12 protein-coding genes are annotated in these 14,792 nt (G+C 74.7%); 4 read left to right on the top strand and 8 right to left on the bottom strand.

All coding sequences use genetic code 11. The features are described from left to right. Positions 1 to 119 precede the first annotated feature (119 nt). The gene (locus tag DQ238_RS12535; RefSeq protein WP_113781603.1) at positions 120 to 1,925 is read right to left on the bottom strand and encodes an ABC-F family ATP-binding cassette domain-containing protein; all 1,806 of its coding nucleotides are present in this window, start codon (positions 1,923 to 1,925) and stop codon (positions 120 to 122) included. Positions 1,926 to 2,129: 204 nt separating this feature from the next. Between DQ238_RS12535 and DQ238_RS12530 the strand changes: the two genes are divergently transcribed. The 3 genes from DQ238_RS12530 to DQ238_RS12520 all read left to right on the top strand — a co-directional run bounded on the left by DQ238_RS12530 (position 2,130) and on the right by DQ238_RS12520 (position 4,787). Beyond that, positions 2,130 to 3,644, top strand: a complete 1,515-nt coding sequence (locus DQ238_RS12530) for a Mur ligase family protein (protein ID WP_233495921.1) — start codon at positions 2,130 to 2,132, stop codon at positions 3,642 to 3,644. 133 nt (positions 3,645 to 3,777) lie between these two features. Beyond that, positions 3,778 to 4,239, top strand: a complete 462-nt coding sequence (locus DQ238_RS12525) for an SRPBCC family protein (protein ID WP_113781601.1) — start codon at positions 3,778 to 3,780, stop codon at positions 4,237 to 4,239. Positions 4,240 to 4,352: 113 nt separating this feature from the next. Continuing rightward, positions 4,353 to 4,787 carry a PPOX class F420-dependent oxidoreductase gene (locus DQ238_RS12520; protein ID WP_113781600.1) on the top strand — a complete coding sequence of 145 codons (435 nt, stop codon included), beginning with the start codon at positions 4,353 to 4,355 and terminating at the stop codon, positions 4,785 to 4,787. Between the two features lie 43 nt (positions 4,788 to 4,830). On the opposite strand, the gene DQ238_RS12515 is transcribed toward DQ238_RS12520, so the two are convergent. Together DQ238_RS12515 and DQ238_RS12510 are read right to left on the bottom strand one after the other, a co-directional pair. Further along, positions 4,831 to 5,592: a VOC family protein gene (locus tag DQ238_RS12515; RefSeq protein WP_113781599.1), complete on the bottom strand. Its 762-nt coding sequence runs from the start codon at positions 5,590 to 5,592 to the stop codon at positions 4,831 to 4,833. A 67-nt stretch (positions 5,593 to 5,659) separates the two neighbouring features. Then, a complete protein-coding gene (locus DQ238_RS12510; RefSeq protein WP_158550774.1) occupies positions 5,660 to 7,735 on the bottom strand; it encodes a TPM domain-containing protein in 2,076 nt (691 codons plus the stop codon). Between the two features lie 145 nt (positions 7,736 to 7,880). Between DQ238_RS12510 and DQ238_RS12505 the strand changes: the two genes are divergently transcribed. Beyond that, the gene (locus tag DQ238_RS12505) at positions 7,881 to 8,237 is read left to right on the top strand and encodes a Rieske 2Fe-2S domain-containing protein (protein WP_113781597.1); all 357 of its coding nucleotides are present in this window, start codon (positions 7,881 to 7,883) and stop codon (positions 8,235 to 8,237) included. A gap of 80 nt (positions 8,238 to 8,317) precedes the next feature. Here DQ238_RS12505 and DQ238_RS12500 read toward each other — a convergent pair whose 3' ends face one another. From DQ238_RS12500 to recR, 5 genes are all read right to left on the bottom strand, one after another. Beyond that, the gene (locus DQ238_RS12500; protein WP_233495920.1) at positions 8,318 to 10,075 is read right to left on the bottom strand and encodes an ABC transporter ATP-binding protein; all 1,758 of its coding nucleotides are present in this window, start codon (positions 10,073 to 10,075) and stop codon (positions 8,318 to 8,320) included. Further along, on the bottom strand, positions 10,072 to 11,127 hold the full coding sequence (locus DQ238_RS12495) for an ABC transporter permease (RefSeq protein ID WP_113781596.1): 1,056 nt from the start codon (positions 11,125 to 11,127) through the stop codon (positions 10,072 to 10,074). Before DQ238_RS12495 ends, DQ238_RS12500 begins: the two co-directional genes overlap by 4 nt. Then, on the bottom strand, positions 11,127 to 12,224 hold the full coding sequence (locus DQ238_RS12490; RefSeq protein ID WP_113781595.1) for an ABC transporter permease: 1,098 nt from the start codon (positions 12,222 to 12,224) through the stop codon (positions 11,127 to 11,129). The genes DQ238_RS12495 and DQ238_RS12490 overlap by 1 nt, the downstream gene beginning before the upstream one ends. A gap of 109 nt (positions 12,225 to 12,333) precedes the next feature. Beyond that, positions 12,334 to 13,971, bottom strand: a complete 1,638-nt coding sequence (locus tag DQ238_RS12485; RefSeq protein WP_113781594.1) for an ABC transporter substrate-binding protein — start codon at positions 13,969 to 13,971, stop codon at positions 12,334 to 12,336. A 201-nt stretch (positions 13,972 to 14,172) separates the two neighbouring features. Next, positions 14,173 to 14,772: a recombination mediator RecR gene (gene recR, locus DQ238_RS12480; protein ID WP_113781593.1), complete on the bottom strand. Its 600-nt coding sequence runs from the start codon at positions 14,770 to 14,772 to the stop codon at positions 14,173 to 14,175. Positions 14,773 to 14,792 lie beyond the last annotated feature (20 nt).

The raw sequence follows: 14,792 nt of genomic DNA, 5'->3' as shown, positions 1-14,792 counted from the left end.
TCTCCGGGGTCGTGGGCGGCCCGGGTGCCACGGGCACGGCACCCCCACCGACGAGATACCAGCCCGCCCCCGGCAGCAAACGCGGACCGCCGGCTCCGGTCCCGGGCGGCGGCCTCCGGTCAGCCCTCGGCGACCTCCGCCGCCTCGAGCCAGTCCGTCTCCACCCGCTCCTTCTCCGCGAGCAGGGTCCGCAGCCGCTCGTCGAGCTCCATCACCCGGGTGTGGTCGGTCGCCGCGGCGGCGAGCTCGCCGTGCAGCCGCTCCTCCTCGGCGGCGAGCCGCTCCAGCCGCCGCTCCAGCCGGGCGGCCTCCTTGCGGGCGGCCCGGACGTCGCCGGCCGAGCGCTGCGGTGCCCGGGCCGGCGCGGCGGGGGCCGGGGGCGTCGGACCGGGCAGCTGCGCCTCCCCCGCCGCGCGCCGGGCCAGGTACTCCTCCACGCCGCCGGGCAGCGCCGCCAGCGAGCCGTCGCCCATGAGCGCGACGACCGAATCGCACACCCGGTCGACGAAGTACCGGTCGTGGCTGACCACGAGCACGGTGCCGGGGAAGCCGTCGAGCAGGTCCTCGAGCGCGGTGAGCGTGTCGATGTCGAGGTCGTTGGTCGGCTCGTCGAGCAGCAGCACGTTGGGCTCGTCCATCAGCAGCCGCAGCAGCTGCAAGCGGCGCCGCTCGCCGCCGGAGAGGTCGCCGACCGGCGTCCACTGGCGGGACGCGGCGAAACCGAACCGTTCGGCCAGCGACGACGCGGAGATCTCCTGGTCGCCCAGCCGGGCCACCCGCCTGACCTCCTGCACCGCCTCGAGCACCCGCAGCCGCCCCGGCAGCTCGGTCACGTGCTGCGACAGGTACGCCGGTGCCACGGTCTGCCCGCGCACCACCCGGCCGCGGTCGGGCTCGACCTCGCCGACCAGCAGCCGCAGCAGCGTGGTCTTGCCCGCCCCGTTGACGCCGACGACGCCGATCCGGTCGCCCGGGCCGACGTGCCAGGTCAGGTCGCGGAACAGCGGGCGCGGGCCGTGCTCGGCGGGCACCGAGAGGTCGACGTCCTCGACGTCGTAGACCGTCCTGCCCAGCCGGCGGGCGGCGAACCCCTCCAGCGCCACCGACTCGCGCGGCGGCGGCTCGTCGGCGATCAGCGCCTCGGCCGCCTCGATCCGGAACCGCGGCTTGCTGGTGCGGGCGGGCGCGCCGCGGCGCAGCCAGGCCAGCTCCTTGCGCACCAGGTCCAGCCGTCGCAGTTCCTGCGCCGCCGCGATCCGCGCCCGTTCGGCGCGGGCCAGCGTGTAGGCGGCGTACCCGCCGTCGTAGGCGTGCACCCGGCCGTCGGCGACCTCCCAGGTCCGGGTGCACACCTCGTCGAGGAACCAGCGGTCGTGCGTGACGACGACCAGCGCGCCGACCCGCCGCGTGACGAAGTCGGCCAGCCAGGCCACGCCCTCGACGTCGAGGTGGTTGGTCGGCTCGTCGAGCACCAAGAGGTCCAGCGGCCGGACCAGCTGTGCGGCCAGCGCCACCCGCCGGCGCTCGCCGCCGGACATCGGCGCCACCGGGGCGTCGAGGCCGAGGCGGTCGAGCTCCAACCCGGCCAGCACGCTGCGCACCGCCGGGTCCGCCGCCCACTCGTGCTCGGCGGTGAACAGGCTACCGGGCAGGACGACGTCGCGCACCGTCGCGCCCGGCGGCAGGGTGCCGGACTGGTCGAGGACGCCGACGGCCAGGTCGCCGCGGCGGGTCACCCTCCCCGCGTCCGGCTCCTCCCGCCCGCTGAGGACGCGGAGCAGGGTGGACTTGCCGCTGCCGTTGCGGCCCACCACGCCGATCCGCTCACCGACGGCGATCCCGAGGGAGACGTCGTCGAGCAGCACGGTGGTGCCGTGCGCCTTGTGCACCCGCTCGAGGTTGACGAGGTTGACGGGCACGCTCATCGGCGCGGAGGAGGGGTCATGGCCTCCCAGCATCCCACCGACCGCCCACCTCCCTGTCGGCCGGTCACCACCCGCCCGCGCGCCGCTGCCCGACGCCACGACAGGCGGAGCCGGCGCCGGACGGCGGGTCGGCGGCCCCCGTCCGGGCCGCGCAGCCGGCCCGCCGACCTGCCGGTCCGCGCCCGACCTCCTACCGTCGTGCCGGTGGGGCCCGTGGTCGCGTGGTCGGAGGTCGAGCGGCGGGCGCGCACGGTCCCCCCGGGACCGGTGGTGCGCCTCGGCGGCGCCGACGACCTGGGCGTGCGAGGGCTGGTCACCGACTCCCGGACCGTGACGCCCGGGTGCCTGTTCGCCTGCGTGCGTGGGGCGAGCAGCGACGGCCACCGCTTCGCCCGCGCCGCGCTCGCCGCCGGCGCGGCGGCGCTCCTGGTCGACCGGCCGGTCCCGACGGACGCGCCGGTGATGCGGGTGCCGTCGGTCCGGGCGGCGCTGGGCCCGCTGGCCGCGCTCCTGGCCGGCGACCCGGCGCGATCCCTGCGCCTGCTCGGGATCACCGGCAGCAACGGCAAGACGACGACCAGTGCGCTGGTGCAGGGAGTGCTGCAGGCCGCGGGCAGCCGCGCCGGCGTGGTGGACACCCTCGGTGCGCGGGTCGCCGGCCGACACCGGCACACCGGCCTGACCACCCCGGAGGCCCCGGAGCTGCACCGGCTGCTGCGCTGGATGCTCGACGCGGGCGCCGAGAGCGCGGTGGTCGAGGCGTCGTCGATCGCGCTGGACGTCGGCCGGCTCGACGGGCTGGGCTTCGACGTCGCCGTGTTCACCGGGTTCGAGGAGGACCACCTCGACCACCACGGCACCGCCGAGCAGTACTGGGCGAGCAAGGCCCGTCTGTTCGAACCCGGCCGGGCGGCCGCCGGGGTCGTGGTCGTCGACGAGCCGTGGGGACGGCGGCTGGCCGGACAGGCGCTCGTGCCGGTGACCCGGGTCGGCTCGGGGGAGGACGCCGACGTGCGGGTCCTGCACTGGCGGACCGGGGCCGACGGCACCGACGTCGTGCTGGCCGACGACGTCGGGCGGCACCGGGTGCACTCCCCGCTGGTCGGGCGGGTGCACGTGAGCAACCTGGCCGCGGCCTGGGCCGTCGGGCGCCGGCTGGGCCTGGCGCCGGCGACCGTGGCCACCGGGTTGGCCGGGGTCGCCCCACCACCCGGGCGCCACACCGTGCTGGACGCGCCGGGGAGCCCGACCGTGGTCGTCGACTACGCCCACACCCCACGAGCGCTGGAGGCCGCGGTCCGCACCGCCCGGGAGCTGTCCGCGGCCGGCGGACGGGTGCACCTGGTCCTCGGCGCCCGCGGCCGCCGGGACCGGTACAAGCGCCAGGACCTGGGCCGGGCCGCCCGGGCGGCCGACCGGGTGTGGCTGACCAACGAGGGCAGCCACGGGGAGGACCCGGCAGAGATCGTGGCCCAGGTGCGGGTCGGCCTGCTCGGGGCCGCGGCCGTGGTCTCCACCGAGCTCGACCGTCGGACGGCGATCACGTCCGCCGTGCAGGAGGCGGCCCCGGGCGACGTCGTCCTCGTCGTCGGCCGAGGGCACGAGACCCACCTGCAGGACGCGCCCGGCGCCGCGCAGGGGCCCGGCTCCGTGCACCTCGACGACGCCGAGGTGGCCCGCGAGGCGCTCGACGCGGCGGGCACCGACCTCGCCAGCTGACCCGGCCGTCCGACCCGAGGCGATCGGCCCGAGCCGGTCGACCCGAGGCGATCGGCCCGAGCCGGTCGAGCCGTGTCGCCGCACGGGAGCGCGGGGCTCCCCACGCGCACCCGCGGACGGCGATGCTGGACGCATGGGCTCGACCCGGGTCGCCCGTCACCTCGCCGCGCCACGGGCCCGCGTCTACCGCGCGCTGGTCGACGGCGACGCGGTGGCCCGGTGGCGGTTCCCGGCCGGGATGACCTGCCGGGTGCACGCCTTCGAGGGGCGGCAAGGCGGCACGCTGCGGATCTCGCTCACCTACGACGCGCCCGGCCCGGTCGGCAAGACGACGGCGCACACCGACACCTACACCGGCCGGTTCGTGCGGCTCGTCCCGGACGAGCTGGTCGTGGAGGTCGACGAGTTCGAGACGGCGGAGCCCGGGCTGCGCGGCGCGATGACCACGACGATCACCCTCACCGACGCCGACGGCGGCACCGACCTCGTCGCCGTCCACGAGGGGCTGCCCCCCGGCGTCTCCCCCGCGGACAACGAGGTCGGCTGGCGCGAGGCGCTGACGCGGCTCGCGGCACTGGTCGAGACCCCGGCCTGACGTCCGCGGTCGCCTCGGCCGGCCACCTCGCCGGTGCGGCCGGCACGGAGCTGCTGCCCGCGGCCGGGAGCGCTGACGGGCACAACCGGCCGTGAGACGGCGTTGCTGCCGGCATGGCTGCTGCTCTCGACCCCGGCATGCTCGACTTCGTCGCCGAGAACCGGTGGGGCGTGCTCGCGACGATCAAACGCGACGGCCGGCCCCAGCTGTCCAACGTCGGCTACGCCTACGACCGCGAGGCGCAGCTGGTCCGCGTCTCGGTGACCGCCGACCGCGCCAAGACCCGCAACCTGCAGGCCGACCCGCGGGTCACCCTGCACGTCGCGTCCCGGGACTTCTGGACCTGGGTCGCCGTCGAGGGCACCGCCGAGTTCACGCCGGTCGCGGCCGACCCGCACGACGCCACGGTGGAGGAGCTGGTCACCTACTACCGCGGCATCTCCGGCGAGCACGAGAACTGGGACGACTACCGCGCGGCCATGGTGGCCGACCGGCGGCTCGTCGTCCGCTTCCGGCCCGAGCACGCCTACGGTCAGCTCGGCCGCTGACCCCGTCCGCCGGTGCGGCGCGCCGCACCGGCGATCCGGAGCCTCAGCTCCCCGAGGGTGCCTGCATCACCGAGAGCGGGGCGCCCCACGGGTCCTCGACCACGGCGAAGCGGCCGAACTCGGTGTCCATCGGTGCCGTCGTCACCTTGCCGCCACCGGCCTCCACCGTGGCGACGGCGTCGTCGGTGGACGCCACCGAGAAGCACGTCGCCCAGCCCTTCGGCGAGCCGGGCTGGTGTCCGCCCAGGCCGCCCAGCGGGTCGCCGCCGGTGGCGAAGGTGGTGTAGCCCCCGGCGCCGGGCACCTCGTCGAAGGTGAACCCGAAGACGGCGGAGTAGAACTCCCGCGCCGCCGCCGGGTCGTCGACCGCGGCCTCGTTCCACACCAGGGCGCCGGGCTCGTTGTAGACGCGGACGCCGGTGTGCTGCCCGGACTGCCACAGCCCGAAGGGGTTGCCCTGCGGGTCGACCGCGATGGTCATGGTGCCCATCGGCCCGACCTCCATCGGCTCGACGACGACCGTGCCGCCGGCCTCCCGGATCCGGGCGACGGTCGCCTGCGAGTCGTCGACGGAGAAGTACGTCGTCCAGCCCGGGGAGTCGCCGGGGTCCATCAGCGGGCCGAGACCCGCCGCGGGCTCTCCGTTCCGCGTGGCGTTCAGGTAGCCGCCGTACTCCGGGTCCCCGCCGGTGAACTCCCAGCCGAGCAGCCGGCCGTAGAAGTCCTTCGCGGCGTCGACGTCCGATGCGCCGTAGTCGACCCAGCACGGTGTGCCGTTCGGCCAGGGGCTGTTGCGAGTGGGCATCGCTCCTCCTCGGTGTGTGGGGAGCACACCGTCGCACCAGGGGCCGACAGTTCCGGCGCCCGACGGGTCAGAAGTCCCCGCCGAAGTCGCCACCGCCGCCGCCGAAGTCGCCACCGAAGTCCCCGCCGCCGACGCCGCCGCTCCAGTCCCCGCCGCCGCTCCAGTCGCCGGAGCTCCAGTCGCCGTGGTGGTGGTCGCCGCCGAAGATCAGCCCACCCAGCAGCAGACCGCCGAGGCCGGCGCCGAGGGGGCTGATGCCCCCGCGGTAGCCCGGGTTGCCGTAGCCCCGGGTCCCGCCGCCGTATCCCCCGTAGCCGCCGTACCCTCCGTAGCCGGTCTGCTGCGACCACCGCCCCACGTCGCGCTGGGCGAGGTCGAGCGCGTACTGCCCCAGCCGGTCGGCCTCGCGGGCCTCGCCGAGCGCGGTGGACGCGTCCGAGCGGGCCAGGCCCTCGGCGGTGTCCAGGTGTCGCTGCGCCTCGGCCAGCCGGGTCCGCGCCTCCGGCCCGACCGCGCCGCGGCGGGTGCTGATGAAGTCCGCGGCCGCGGCGGTGGTCGACCGCGCGGTCAGCAGCGCCTGGTCGAGCAGCTCCGCGGCCCGCCGCGCCTGGCTCTGCGCGTCGCGGGCCACCGACAGCGCCTGCTGCAGCGCCAGGTCGGCCTCCTCCAGTTGGCGCAGCGCGGTCAGCGGGTCGCCGGGCGACCCGTCGGCCGGCCGGAGCGCGGCGTCGGCGGCCCCGAGGGCGGCCTGCGCGCGGGCGACCTGCGGCTGCAGCCCACTGCGGTCACCGGACTGCACCAGCGACCGCGCCTCGGCGAGGTCGGCCTCGATCTGCCCGCGGACGGCGACGACGCGCTGCTCGGCCCGGGTGACGTCGTCGGCCAGCCGGTCGATCGCGTCGAGCAGGGTGGCGCTCTGGCCGACGGCGTCCTCGACCCCGCGCAGCCGGCCGACCGCACGCCCGGTCTGGTTCGAGGTCTGGTCCTGGCGCGCCAGCTCCAGGCCCTGCTCCGCGGCCGCGAGCCGCACTCCGGCCTCGCGGACGTTCTCCGCGACCGAGGTCACCGCCGAGGAGGCGTACCGGCGGCGCAGCTCGTCGAGCCGCCGCTCCTGCACGGGCAGTCGCTGCCGCAGGTCGGCGACGCGCCGCTGGAGGTCGACCACCGCCTGCGGCACGGTCCTCTCCCGCTCACGCAGCTCGTTCAGGGCAGTGGCCTGCGCCTGCAGCCGAGCCGACGCCGCGTCGGTCAACCCGAGCAGCTCGGCGAGCATGCGCCGCTGCGTCGGCTCGTCCTCGGGGATCTCGTCGTCGAGCTCCTGCCGGATGGCGAACGCGCGGGACAGCTCGTCCCGGGCCGTCGCCAGCTGCTCGGCGGAGCCGGGCACGGCCTCCTCCCCGAAGTACGAGCGGGCGTAGTCGAGGTCGACCTGCGCGGTGCGCACCCGCTCGTCCAGGTCGAGCAGGGCCGAGCTGGCCCGGTAGTTGAGCTGCTCGGTGGACGTGCCGGCGTAGGGGTCGGGCTGCTGCCGGCGCTCGGTTGCGGGCAGCGCCTGGCGGTCCGCACGGGGACGGCGCCGCCGCGAGCGCAGGACGAGGTAGCTGCCCCCCGCGACGGCGATCAGCCCCACGACGACGAGCGCGGTGAGCGCGCCGGAGGAGCTCCCCGATCCGCTGCCGGAGCTGCTGGCCGAGCCCGCCCCCAGGCCGTCGGCGAGCGCGATCGCGGCACCGGCCCAGTCGCCGTCCGACAGCCTCGGCTCCACGTCGTCGCCGACCACCCGTTGCAGGTCGGACGCCGGGACCGAGGTGCCGTGGTGGACGCCGTAGTGCCGCTCGTCCACGGCGACCGCGAGCAGCACGTCGTTCGCGCCGAGGCCCGACTGCTGCGCGGTCTGCCGCGCCCACTGCTCCCCGTTCACCCCGTCGAACCCGGAGACGAAGACGACGTACTCGCTGATGCCCTCGTTGGTCTGCAGGTCGTCGATGGCCTGCTGGACCTGCTGCTCCTCGTCGCTGCTGAGGGCGTCCACCCGGTCGGTGACCCGGCTGGTGACGCCGAACGGCGGGTCGGCGAGGGCCGGCGCGCCGGCGACCAGCAGCAGGGCGGCCAGCAGGCCGAGAACGACAGTCAGCCGTCGCACGGGAGGACCTCCGGTCAGCGTGGGCACCCCGCGGGGGGACGTCCGGACTGTACGCACGCGCGGGCGCCGCCCTGAGTTCCCGGCTGCGCCGGTCGGGGTAGGGGGCGGTGCCGCCGTCCCGCGTCCGCCGAAGCAGGGAGCCCCCATGAGCCGACCCGACCGGATCCGCGCCGCCGACCTGCCGCCGGGGGCGGTCCGCCGCGTCGGCGACTGGGCCGTGGGCAACCGGGACGGCCGGTACTTCGCCGTCTCCCGGCGCTGCCGGCACCAGCTCGCCGACCTGTCCGAGGGCAGCGTCGACGCCGACGGCTGCCTGGTCTGCCCCTGGCACCAGAGCCGCTACGACGTCCGGACCGGCGAGATGGTCGAGGGCCCGCACGGCTTCCTCGGCTACCACGGCCCGACCCCCGGCTACACGCAGCTGATCGCGCTCCTCGGCCGGATCGCGCGGCTGCGCGTGCGCCGGGCGGTGCGCCGCGGCGACGACGTCGTCCTCGAATGACGTCGTCCTGGAGGGAGGCATGGGAAGCGACACTTGCGTCCTGGGCGCCAAAACGCAGGTATCGCTTCCCATGCCCGAGGTCAGGCGTCGCGGAGCTGCTCCCAGGCCGCGCGGCGGCGGGCCTGCTCGCCGGGGTCGGGCACCGGCAGCGAGGCCAGCAGCCGCTGGGTGTAGGGGTGCTGCGGCGCGCCCAGCACCTGGGCACCGGTGCCCTCCTCGACCAGCCGACCGCGGTACAGGACGGCGATGCGGTCGGCGAGCGAGTCGACGACGGCGAGGTCGTGGCTGATGAACAGGCAGGCGAACCCCAGCCGGCGCTGCAGCCCGGCGAACAGCTCGAGCACCCGGGCCTGCACCGAGACGTCGAGGGCCGAGGTGGGCTCGTCGGCGATCAGCAGCTCCGGGTCCAGCGCCAGCGCCCGGGCCAGGCTGGACCGCTGCCGCTGGCCGCCGGAGAGCTCGTGGGGGAAGCGGTCGCCGACCGACCGCGGCAGCTGCACCGCCTCGAGCAGCTCGTCGACCCGGCCGCGGGCGGCGCGCGGGTCGTCGGCGCGGCCGTTGACCACCAGCGGCTCGGCGACCGCCTCGGCGATGGTCAGCAGCGGGTTGAAGCTGGACGCCGGGTCCTGGAACACGAACCCGATCCGGCTGCGCACCGGGCGGAAGGCGCGCTCGCGCACGCCCCTCATCTCGGTGCCCAGCACCTGCAGCGAGCCGTCGGTGACCCTGGTCAGCCCGGCGATGGCCCGCCCGATGGTGGTCTTGCCGCTGCCGCTCTCGCCGACCAGCCCGAGCACCTCACCGGGGCGGATGGCGAAGTCCACGCCGTCCACGGCGACGAAGTCCGGACGGCGCAGCCGCCCGGGGTAGACGATCCGCAGGTCGCGGGCCTCGACGACCGGGGCGGCCTGGGCCCAGCCGGCCGGACGGGACGCCGCCCGCTCCTCGGCCCGCGCCCGCCCCTCCCCCAGCCGGGGCACCGAGCCCAGGAGCTGCCGGGTGTAGGGGTCCCGCGGTGCGGAGAACAGCGTGTGCACGTCGGCGGACTCGACGATCCGCCCCTGGTACATGACCGCGACCCGGTCGGCGAGGTCGGCCACGACGCCCATGTTGTGGGTGATGAGCACGATCGCGGCACCGAACTCGTCGCGGCAGCGGCGCAGCAGGTCGAGGATCTCGGCCTGCACCGTGACGTCGAGGGCGGTCGTCGGCTCGTCAGCGATGATCACGCCCGGGTCGAGCACCAGGGCCTGGGCGATGACGATGCGCTGCTTCTGCCCGCCGGAGAACTGGTGCGGGTAGTGGTCGACCCGCTCCTCGGGCTCGGGGATCCCGACCCGGCGCAGGACGTCGACCGCCCGCGCCCGCGCCTCGGCCCGGCTGTACCGACCGTGCGCGCGCAGCCCCTCGGCGATCTGCCAGCCCACCGGGTAGACCGGGTTGAGCGCGGTCGACGGCTCCTGGAAGACCATCGCGGCGTCCCGGCCGCGCACGTCGCCCAGCTGGCGCGGCGAGAGGGCGACGACGTCGTGCTGCGCACCGCCGTCCCGGCTGCGCAGCACCACGGCGCCGCGGGTGGCGGCGGTCTCGGGCAGCAGCCCGAGGATGCTGCGGGCGGTCACGGTCTTCCCGCTGCCGCTCTCCCCCACCACGGCCAGCACCTCGCCGGCGGCGACCGACAGGCTCACCCCGCGGACGGCGGCGATCGGGCCGGCGTCGGTGGCGAAGGAGACCGACAGGTCGTCGATGTCGACGACGTCCTCGCGTGTGGCGTCCTCGCGTGTGGTGTCCTCGCGTGTGGTGTCCTCGCGTGTGACGTCGTCGCGTGCGGTGGTCACCGGTGCGTCTCCTCGATCCCGTCCAGGCCGCCCGGCCCGGCGTCCAGCGCTCCACCGGGCACCACCGGGGTCTCGGCGGCCTCCCCGGAGGCGACCGCGCGGCGGCTGCGCAGCCGCGGGTCGGCCAGGTCGTTGAGGCTCTCCCCCACCAGGGTCAGGCCGAGGACGACGAGCACGATGGCCAGGCCGGGGAAGATCGACGTCCACCAGATGCCGCTGGTGACGTCGGGCAGCGACTTGTTGAGGTCGAACCCCCACTCCGCCGCGGCGGTGGGCTCGATGCCGAAGCCGAGGAAGCCCAGGCCGGCGAGGGTGAGGATCGCCTCGGAGGCGTTGAGGGTGAGGATCAGCGGCAGCGTGCGGGTGGCGTTGCGCAGCACGTGCCGGGTCATGATCCGCCAGTGGCCGGCGCCGACGACCCGCGCCGACTCGACGTAGGCCTCGGCCTTGATCCGCACCGTCTCGGCGCGGACCACCCGGAAGTACTGCGGGATGAACACCACGGTGATCGAGATGGCCGCGGCGAGGACGCCGCCCCACAGGCTGGACTGCCCGCCGCTGATCACGATGGCCATGACGATGGCCAGCAGCAGCGAGGGGAAGGCGTACACGGCGTCGCAGACGACCACGAGCACGCGGTCCAGCCAGCCGCCGAAGTAGCCCGACACCAGGCCGAGCAGCACGCCGGCGAACAACGACAGCACGATCGCGACCACGATGACCATGAGCGCCGTCCGCGAGCCGTAGACGACGCGGGACAGGACGTCGTAGCCGCCGACGATCGTACCCAGCCAGTGCTCGGCCGAGGGTGGTTCCTGTGCTCCGAAGGCGCCGTCGGCGTCGCGCAGCTGGTTGTAGCCGTAGGGCGCCAGCAGCGGCGCGAAGGCCGCGGTGAGCAGGAAGACGCCGGTGAGCACCAGGCCGGTGACGAGCATGCCCCGCTGCAGCCCCACGCTCTGGCGCAGCTGGTGGACGACGGGCAGCCGGCGCCAGCCCCGTCGAGCGGGGTCGGCCCGGGGAGGCTGTCCGACGGGAGCCGTGGCGGTGGCCATCAGTACCTCACCCGGGGGTCGATGAGCGCGGCGATCACGTCGACGATGAAGTTGGTCACCGCGACGATGACCGCGAGCAGGGCGACGATGCCCTGCACCGCCACGAAGTCGCGGGCCTGCAGGTACTGGGCCAGCTGGAAGCCAAGGCCCTTCCACTCGAAGGTGGTCTCGGTGAGCACCGCGCCGCCCATGAGCAGGGCGACCTGCAGGCCGATGACGGTGATGATCGGGATGAGCGCCGGCCGGTAGGCGTGCTTGCGCAGCAGCCGCCGCTCGGCGACGCCGCGGGAGCGGGCCGCCTCGACGTACCCCGAGCCGAGGGTCCCGATGACGTTGGTGCGCACCAGCCGCAGGAACACCCCCGCGGTGAGCAGGCCGAGCGCGATCGCGGGCAGCACGGCGTGCTCCAGCACGTCGAGGACGACCGCGCCGTCGCCGGTGCGGATCGCGTCGATCAGGTAGATGCCGGTCGGGTCGTCCAGGAACTGCAGCTGGATCTCCGCGCCGGTCGAGGCCCGACCCGCCACCGGCAGCCAGCCCAGGCCGGTGGCGAAGACCAGCTTGAGCACCAGGCCGGCGAAGAAGACCGGGGTCGCGTAGCAGAGGATCGCGAAGACCCGCAGCACCGCGTCGGGCCACCTGTCGCGGGAGTAGGCGGCCAGCCGGCCGAGGGGGATGCCGACGACGAAGGCCACGAGCAGCGCGTAGCACGCCAGCTCGAGGGTCGCCGTCCCGAAGGTGGTGAGCACCTCGGTGACCGGCCGGCGGTCGGACAGCGTCGTCCCGAAGTCGCCGGTGACGACGTCGCCGAGGTAGTCGGCGTACTGCACCAGCAGCGGCCGGTCGTACCCGGCCTCGTGGACCCGCTGGGCCAGCTCCTCGCCGGTGAGCCGGCCGCCGAGCGCCGCGGTGATCGGGTCACCCGTCGAGCGCATGAGGAAGAAGACCGTCGTCACCAGGATGAAGACGGTAGGGAAGATCAACAGGAAGCGGATGAGGAGGTAGCTGCCCAGGCCGCCGCCGCCGCGCCGGCGCCGCGCGGGCGTCTCCTCCTGGGCCGGGTCGCCTGCTGCGAGCTCGGTCGCTGCTGTGGTCATGGCTGTCCTCTCGGTGCAGCACCCGGCGCACAAGGGGAGGCCCCGGGTGGGCCCGCCGCGCGGCGGGCTCACCCGGGGCCGGTGTCGCCAGTCTCCCAGGCCGAGCCGGTCAGCCCTGGCTCAGGGCGCCGTAGCGGAACTTGAAGGACGGGTCGAGCGTGTCCGCCGCACCCTGCACGCCGGTGCGGACGACGGCGACCTGGGCACCCTGCAGGTAGGGCACCGTCGAGAGGTCCTGCGCCTCGAGCTGCTGGATCTGCTCGATGAGGGCGGTGCGCTGGGCCGGGTCCGCCGTGGTCGCCTGCTGCAGGATCAGGTCGTTGACCTGCTGGTTGCTGTAGTGGTTGGCCAGGAAGTTGTCCGTGAGGAAGAACGGCGTCAGGTAGGTGTCGGCGTCGGAGTAGTCCGGGAACCAGCCGAGCTGGTAGGCCGGGTAGACGTCCGCCGTGCGGTCCTCCTGGTACTGGACCCACTCGGTGCTCTGCAGGTTGACCTGGAACAGGCCGGTGGCCTCCAGCTGGTCCTTGATCAGCGCGTACTCGTCGCCCGAGGACGGGCCGTAGTGGTCGGGGTTGTACTGCAGGCTCAGCTGGACCGGGGTCTGCACGCCGGCTGTCTGCAGGACCTGCGCGGCCTTGTCCGGGTCCGGCCCACCGTTGCCGTCGCCGTACAGGTCGCGCAGCGGTGTCACCGCGCCGGTGAGTCCCTCCGGCACGAAGGAGTAGAGCGGCGTGTAGGTGCCCTTGTAGACCTGGTCGGCGATCTCCTGCCGGTCGAGCAGGTGCGCGACCGCCTGGCGCACGGCCAGGGCCTTGGCCGGATCGGCGTCGGGCTGCGTGGCGCCGTAGGGCTGGGTGTTGAAGTTGAAGACGATGTAGCGGATCTCCCCGCCCGGGCCGTCCACCACCTCGACCCCGTCGTTGCCGCGCAGGTCGTCGATGTCGGTCGCGGTCAGGCTGCGGAAGGCGACGTCGATGTTGCCCTCCTGGACGTCCAGCTTGAGGTTCGACGCGTCGGCGTAGTACTTGGCGTTGACGTTCTGGGTCTTGGGTGCGCCCAGCAGGCCCTGGTAGTCCGGGTTCGCCTCGTAGGACACCAGGTTGTTCTGGTCGTAGTTGGTGATCTTGTAGGGACCGGCGAAGGCGTCGGCCTCGACGATGTCCTGGTCCGGCGTCAGCGCGGCGGGGTCGAACACCTCCTCGTCGACGATCGGCCCGACGTTGCTCGACAGGATCCGCGGGAAGATCTGGTCGTCGGGGTTCTTGAGGTGGAAGACCACCGTGGTGTCGTCGGGCGCGTCCACGCCGGCCAGGTCGTACAGCAGCGACGCGGGCCCGTTCGGGTCGTTGATGGCCACCATGCGGTCGAAGCTGAACTTCACGTCCGAGGACGTCAGCGCGTGACCGTTGGCGAAGGTCAGCCCCGGCTTGAGCATCACCGTGTAGTCGGTGGGTGCGGTGAACTCGGCGGACTGGGCGATGTCGGGCTGCACGTCCGGGCTGCCCAGCGGGGTGTTCATCAGGAACGGGTAGACCTGGGTCATCACCGTGAAGGACCCGTTGTCGTAGGAACCCGCGGGGTCCAGCGTGACGATCTTGTCGGTGGTGCCGATCGTCAGCGTGCCGCCACCGCCCCCGCCGGAGCCGCCGCCGTCACCGCCACCGCACGCGGTCAGGGTCAACGCGGTCACCGCGAGGCCCGCGGTGGCGGCGCGGACGCGCCGTCCGCCGGTCGAAACGGAACTCATCCGCCTACCTCGGTTCTTCTTGGGGACCCTGGCGGACACCGGAGGTGTTCCAGGTCACGGCCGGGGGTGGGTGTGGGGTGCCCATGCGTAGCACAGGCCCCCGGGCCTCTCCGCGGTCCGGGGGGACACCGTTACCGGCCCGTGGCTGGGTGGCGGGAGCGGAGTCCCAGAGCGCGGGTTCCCTCCGCTCTGGCACTCCGCTCAGGCGTCGATGCGGCGGCGGCCCTCGAAGGCCCGACCCAGGGTCACCTCGTCGGCGTACTCCAGGTCGCCACCCACCGGCAGACCGCTGGCCAGCCGGGAGACCGCCAGCCCCAGGGGGCCGACCAGCCGCGCCAGGTAGGCCGCGGTGGCCTCGCCCTCGAGGTTCGGGTCGGTGGCGATGATCAGCTCGGTGACCGCGCCGCTCGTCAGCCGGGTCATCAGCTCCTTGACCCGCAGGTCGTCCGGGCCGACGCCCTCGATCGGGCTGATCGCGCCGCCGAGGACGTGGTAGCGGCCGCGGAACTCGCGGGTGCGCTCGATCGCCACGACGTCCTTGGGTTCCTCGACGACGCAGATGACGTCGTCGGCGCGCCGCGGGTCGCGGCAGATCCGGCACTGCTCGCCCTCGGCGACGTTGTAGCAGGTCGCGCAGAAGCGGACCTCGGCCTGGACCCGCTGCAGCGCCGCGACCAGCCGGCCGACGTCGGCGGACTCCGCCGCCAGCAGGTGGAAGGCGATGCGCTGCGCGCTCTTCGGCCCGACGCCGGGCAGCCGGCCGAGCTCGTCGATGAGGTCCTGGACGGCCCCCTCGTACACGGTGTTCCTCTCGTCGGGGA

It is taken from the genome of Geodermatophilus sp. TF02-6 (assembly GCF_003319115.1).
Taxonomy (GTDB): Bacteria; Actinomycetota; Actinomycetes; order Mycobacteriales; family Geodermatophilaceae; genus Geodermatophilus.
Note: the sequence above shows the minus strand (reverse complement) of the source record. Positions and strands in the feature narration are given on the sequence as shown.

Excerpts from the sequence above, each read along its gene's own strand:
- DQ238_RS12535 (WP_113781603.1), bottom strand. The coding sequence starts at position 1,925 with ATGAGCGTGCCCGTCAACCTCGTCAACCTCGAGCGGGTGCACAAGGCG.
- DQ238_RS12525 (WP_113781601.1), top strand. The coding sequence starts at position 3,778 with ATGGGCTCGACCCGGGTCGCCCGTCACCTCGCCGCGCCACGGGCCCGC.
- DQ238_RS12520 (WP_113781600.1), top strand. The coding sequence starts at position 4,353 with ATGGCTGCTGCTCTCGACCCCGGCATGCTCGACTTCGTCGCCGAGAAC.
- DQ238_RS12515 (WP_113781599.1), bottom strand. The coding sequence starts at position 5,592 with ATGCCCACTCGCAACAGCCCCTGGCCGAACGGCACACCGTGCTGGGTC.
- DQ238_RS12505 (WP_113781597.1), top strand. The coding sequence starts at position 7,881 with ATGAGCCGACCCGACCGGATCCGCGCCGCCGACCTGCCGCCGGGGGCG.
- DQ238_RS12495 (WP_113781596.1), bottom strand. The coding sequence starts at position 11,127 with ATGGCCACCGCCACGGCTCCCGTCGGACAGCCTCCCCGGGCCGACCCC.
- DQ238_RS12490 (WP_113781595.1), bottom strand. The coding sequence starts at position 12,224 with ATGACCACAGCAGCGACCGAGCTCGCAGCAGGCGACCCGGCCCAGGAG.
- DQ238_RS12485 (WP_113781594.1), bottom strand. The coding sequence starts at position 13,971 with ATGAGTTCCGTTTCGACCGGCGGACGGCGCGTCCGCGCCGCCACCGCG.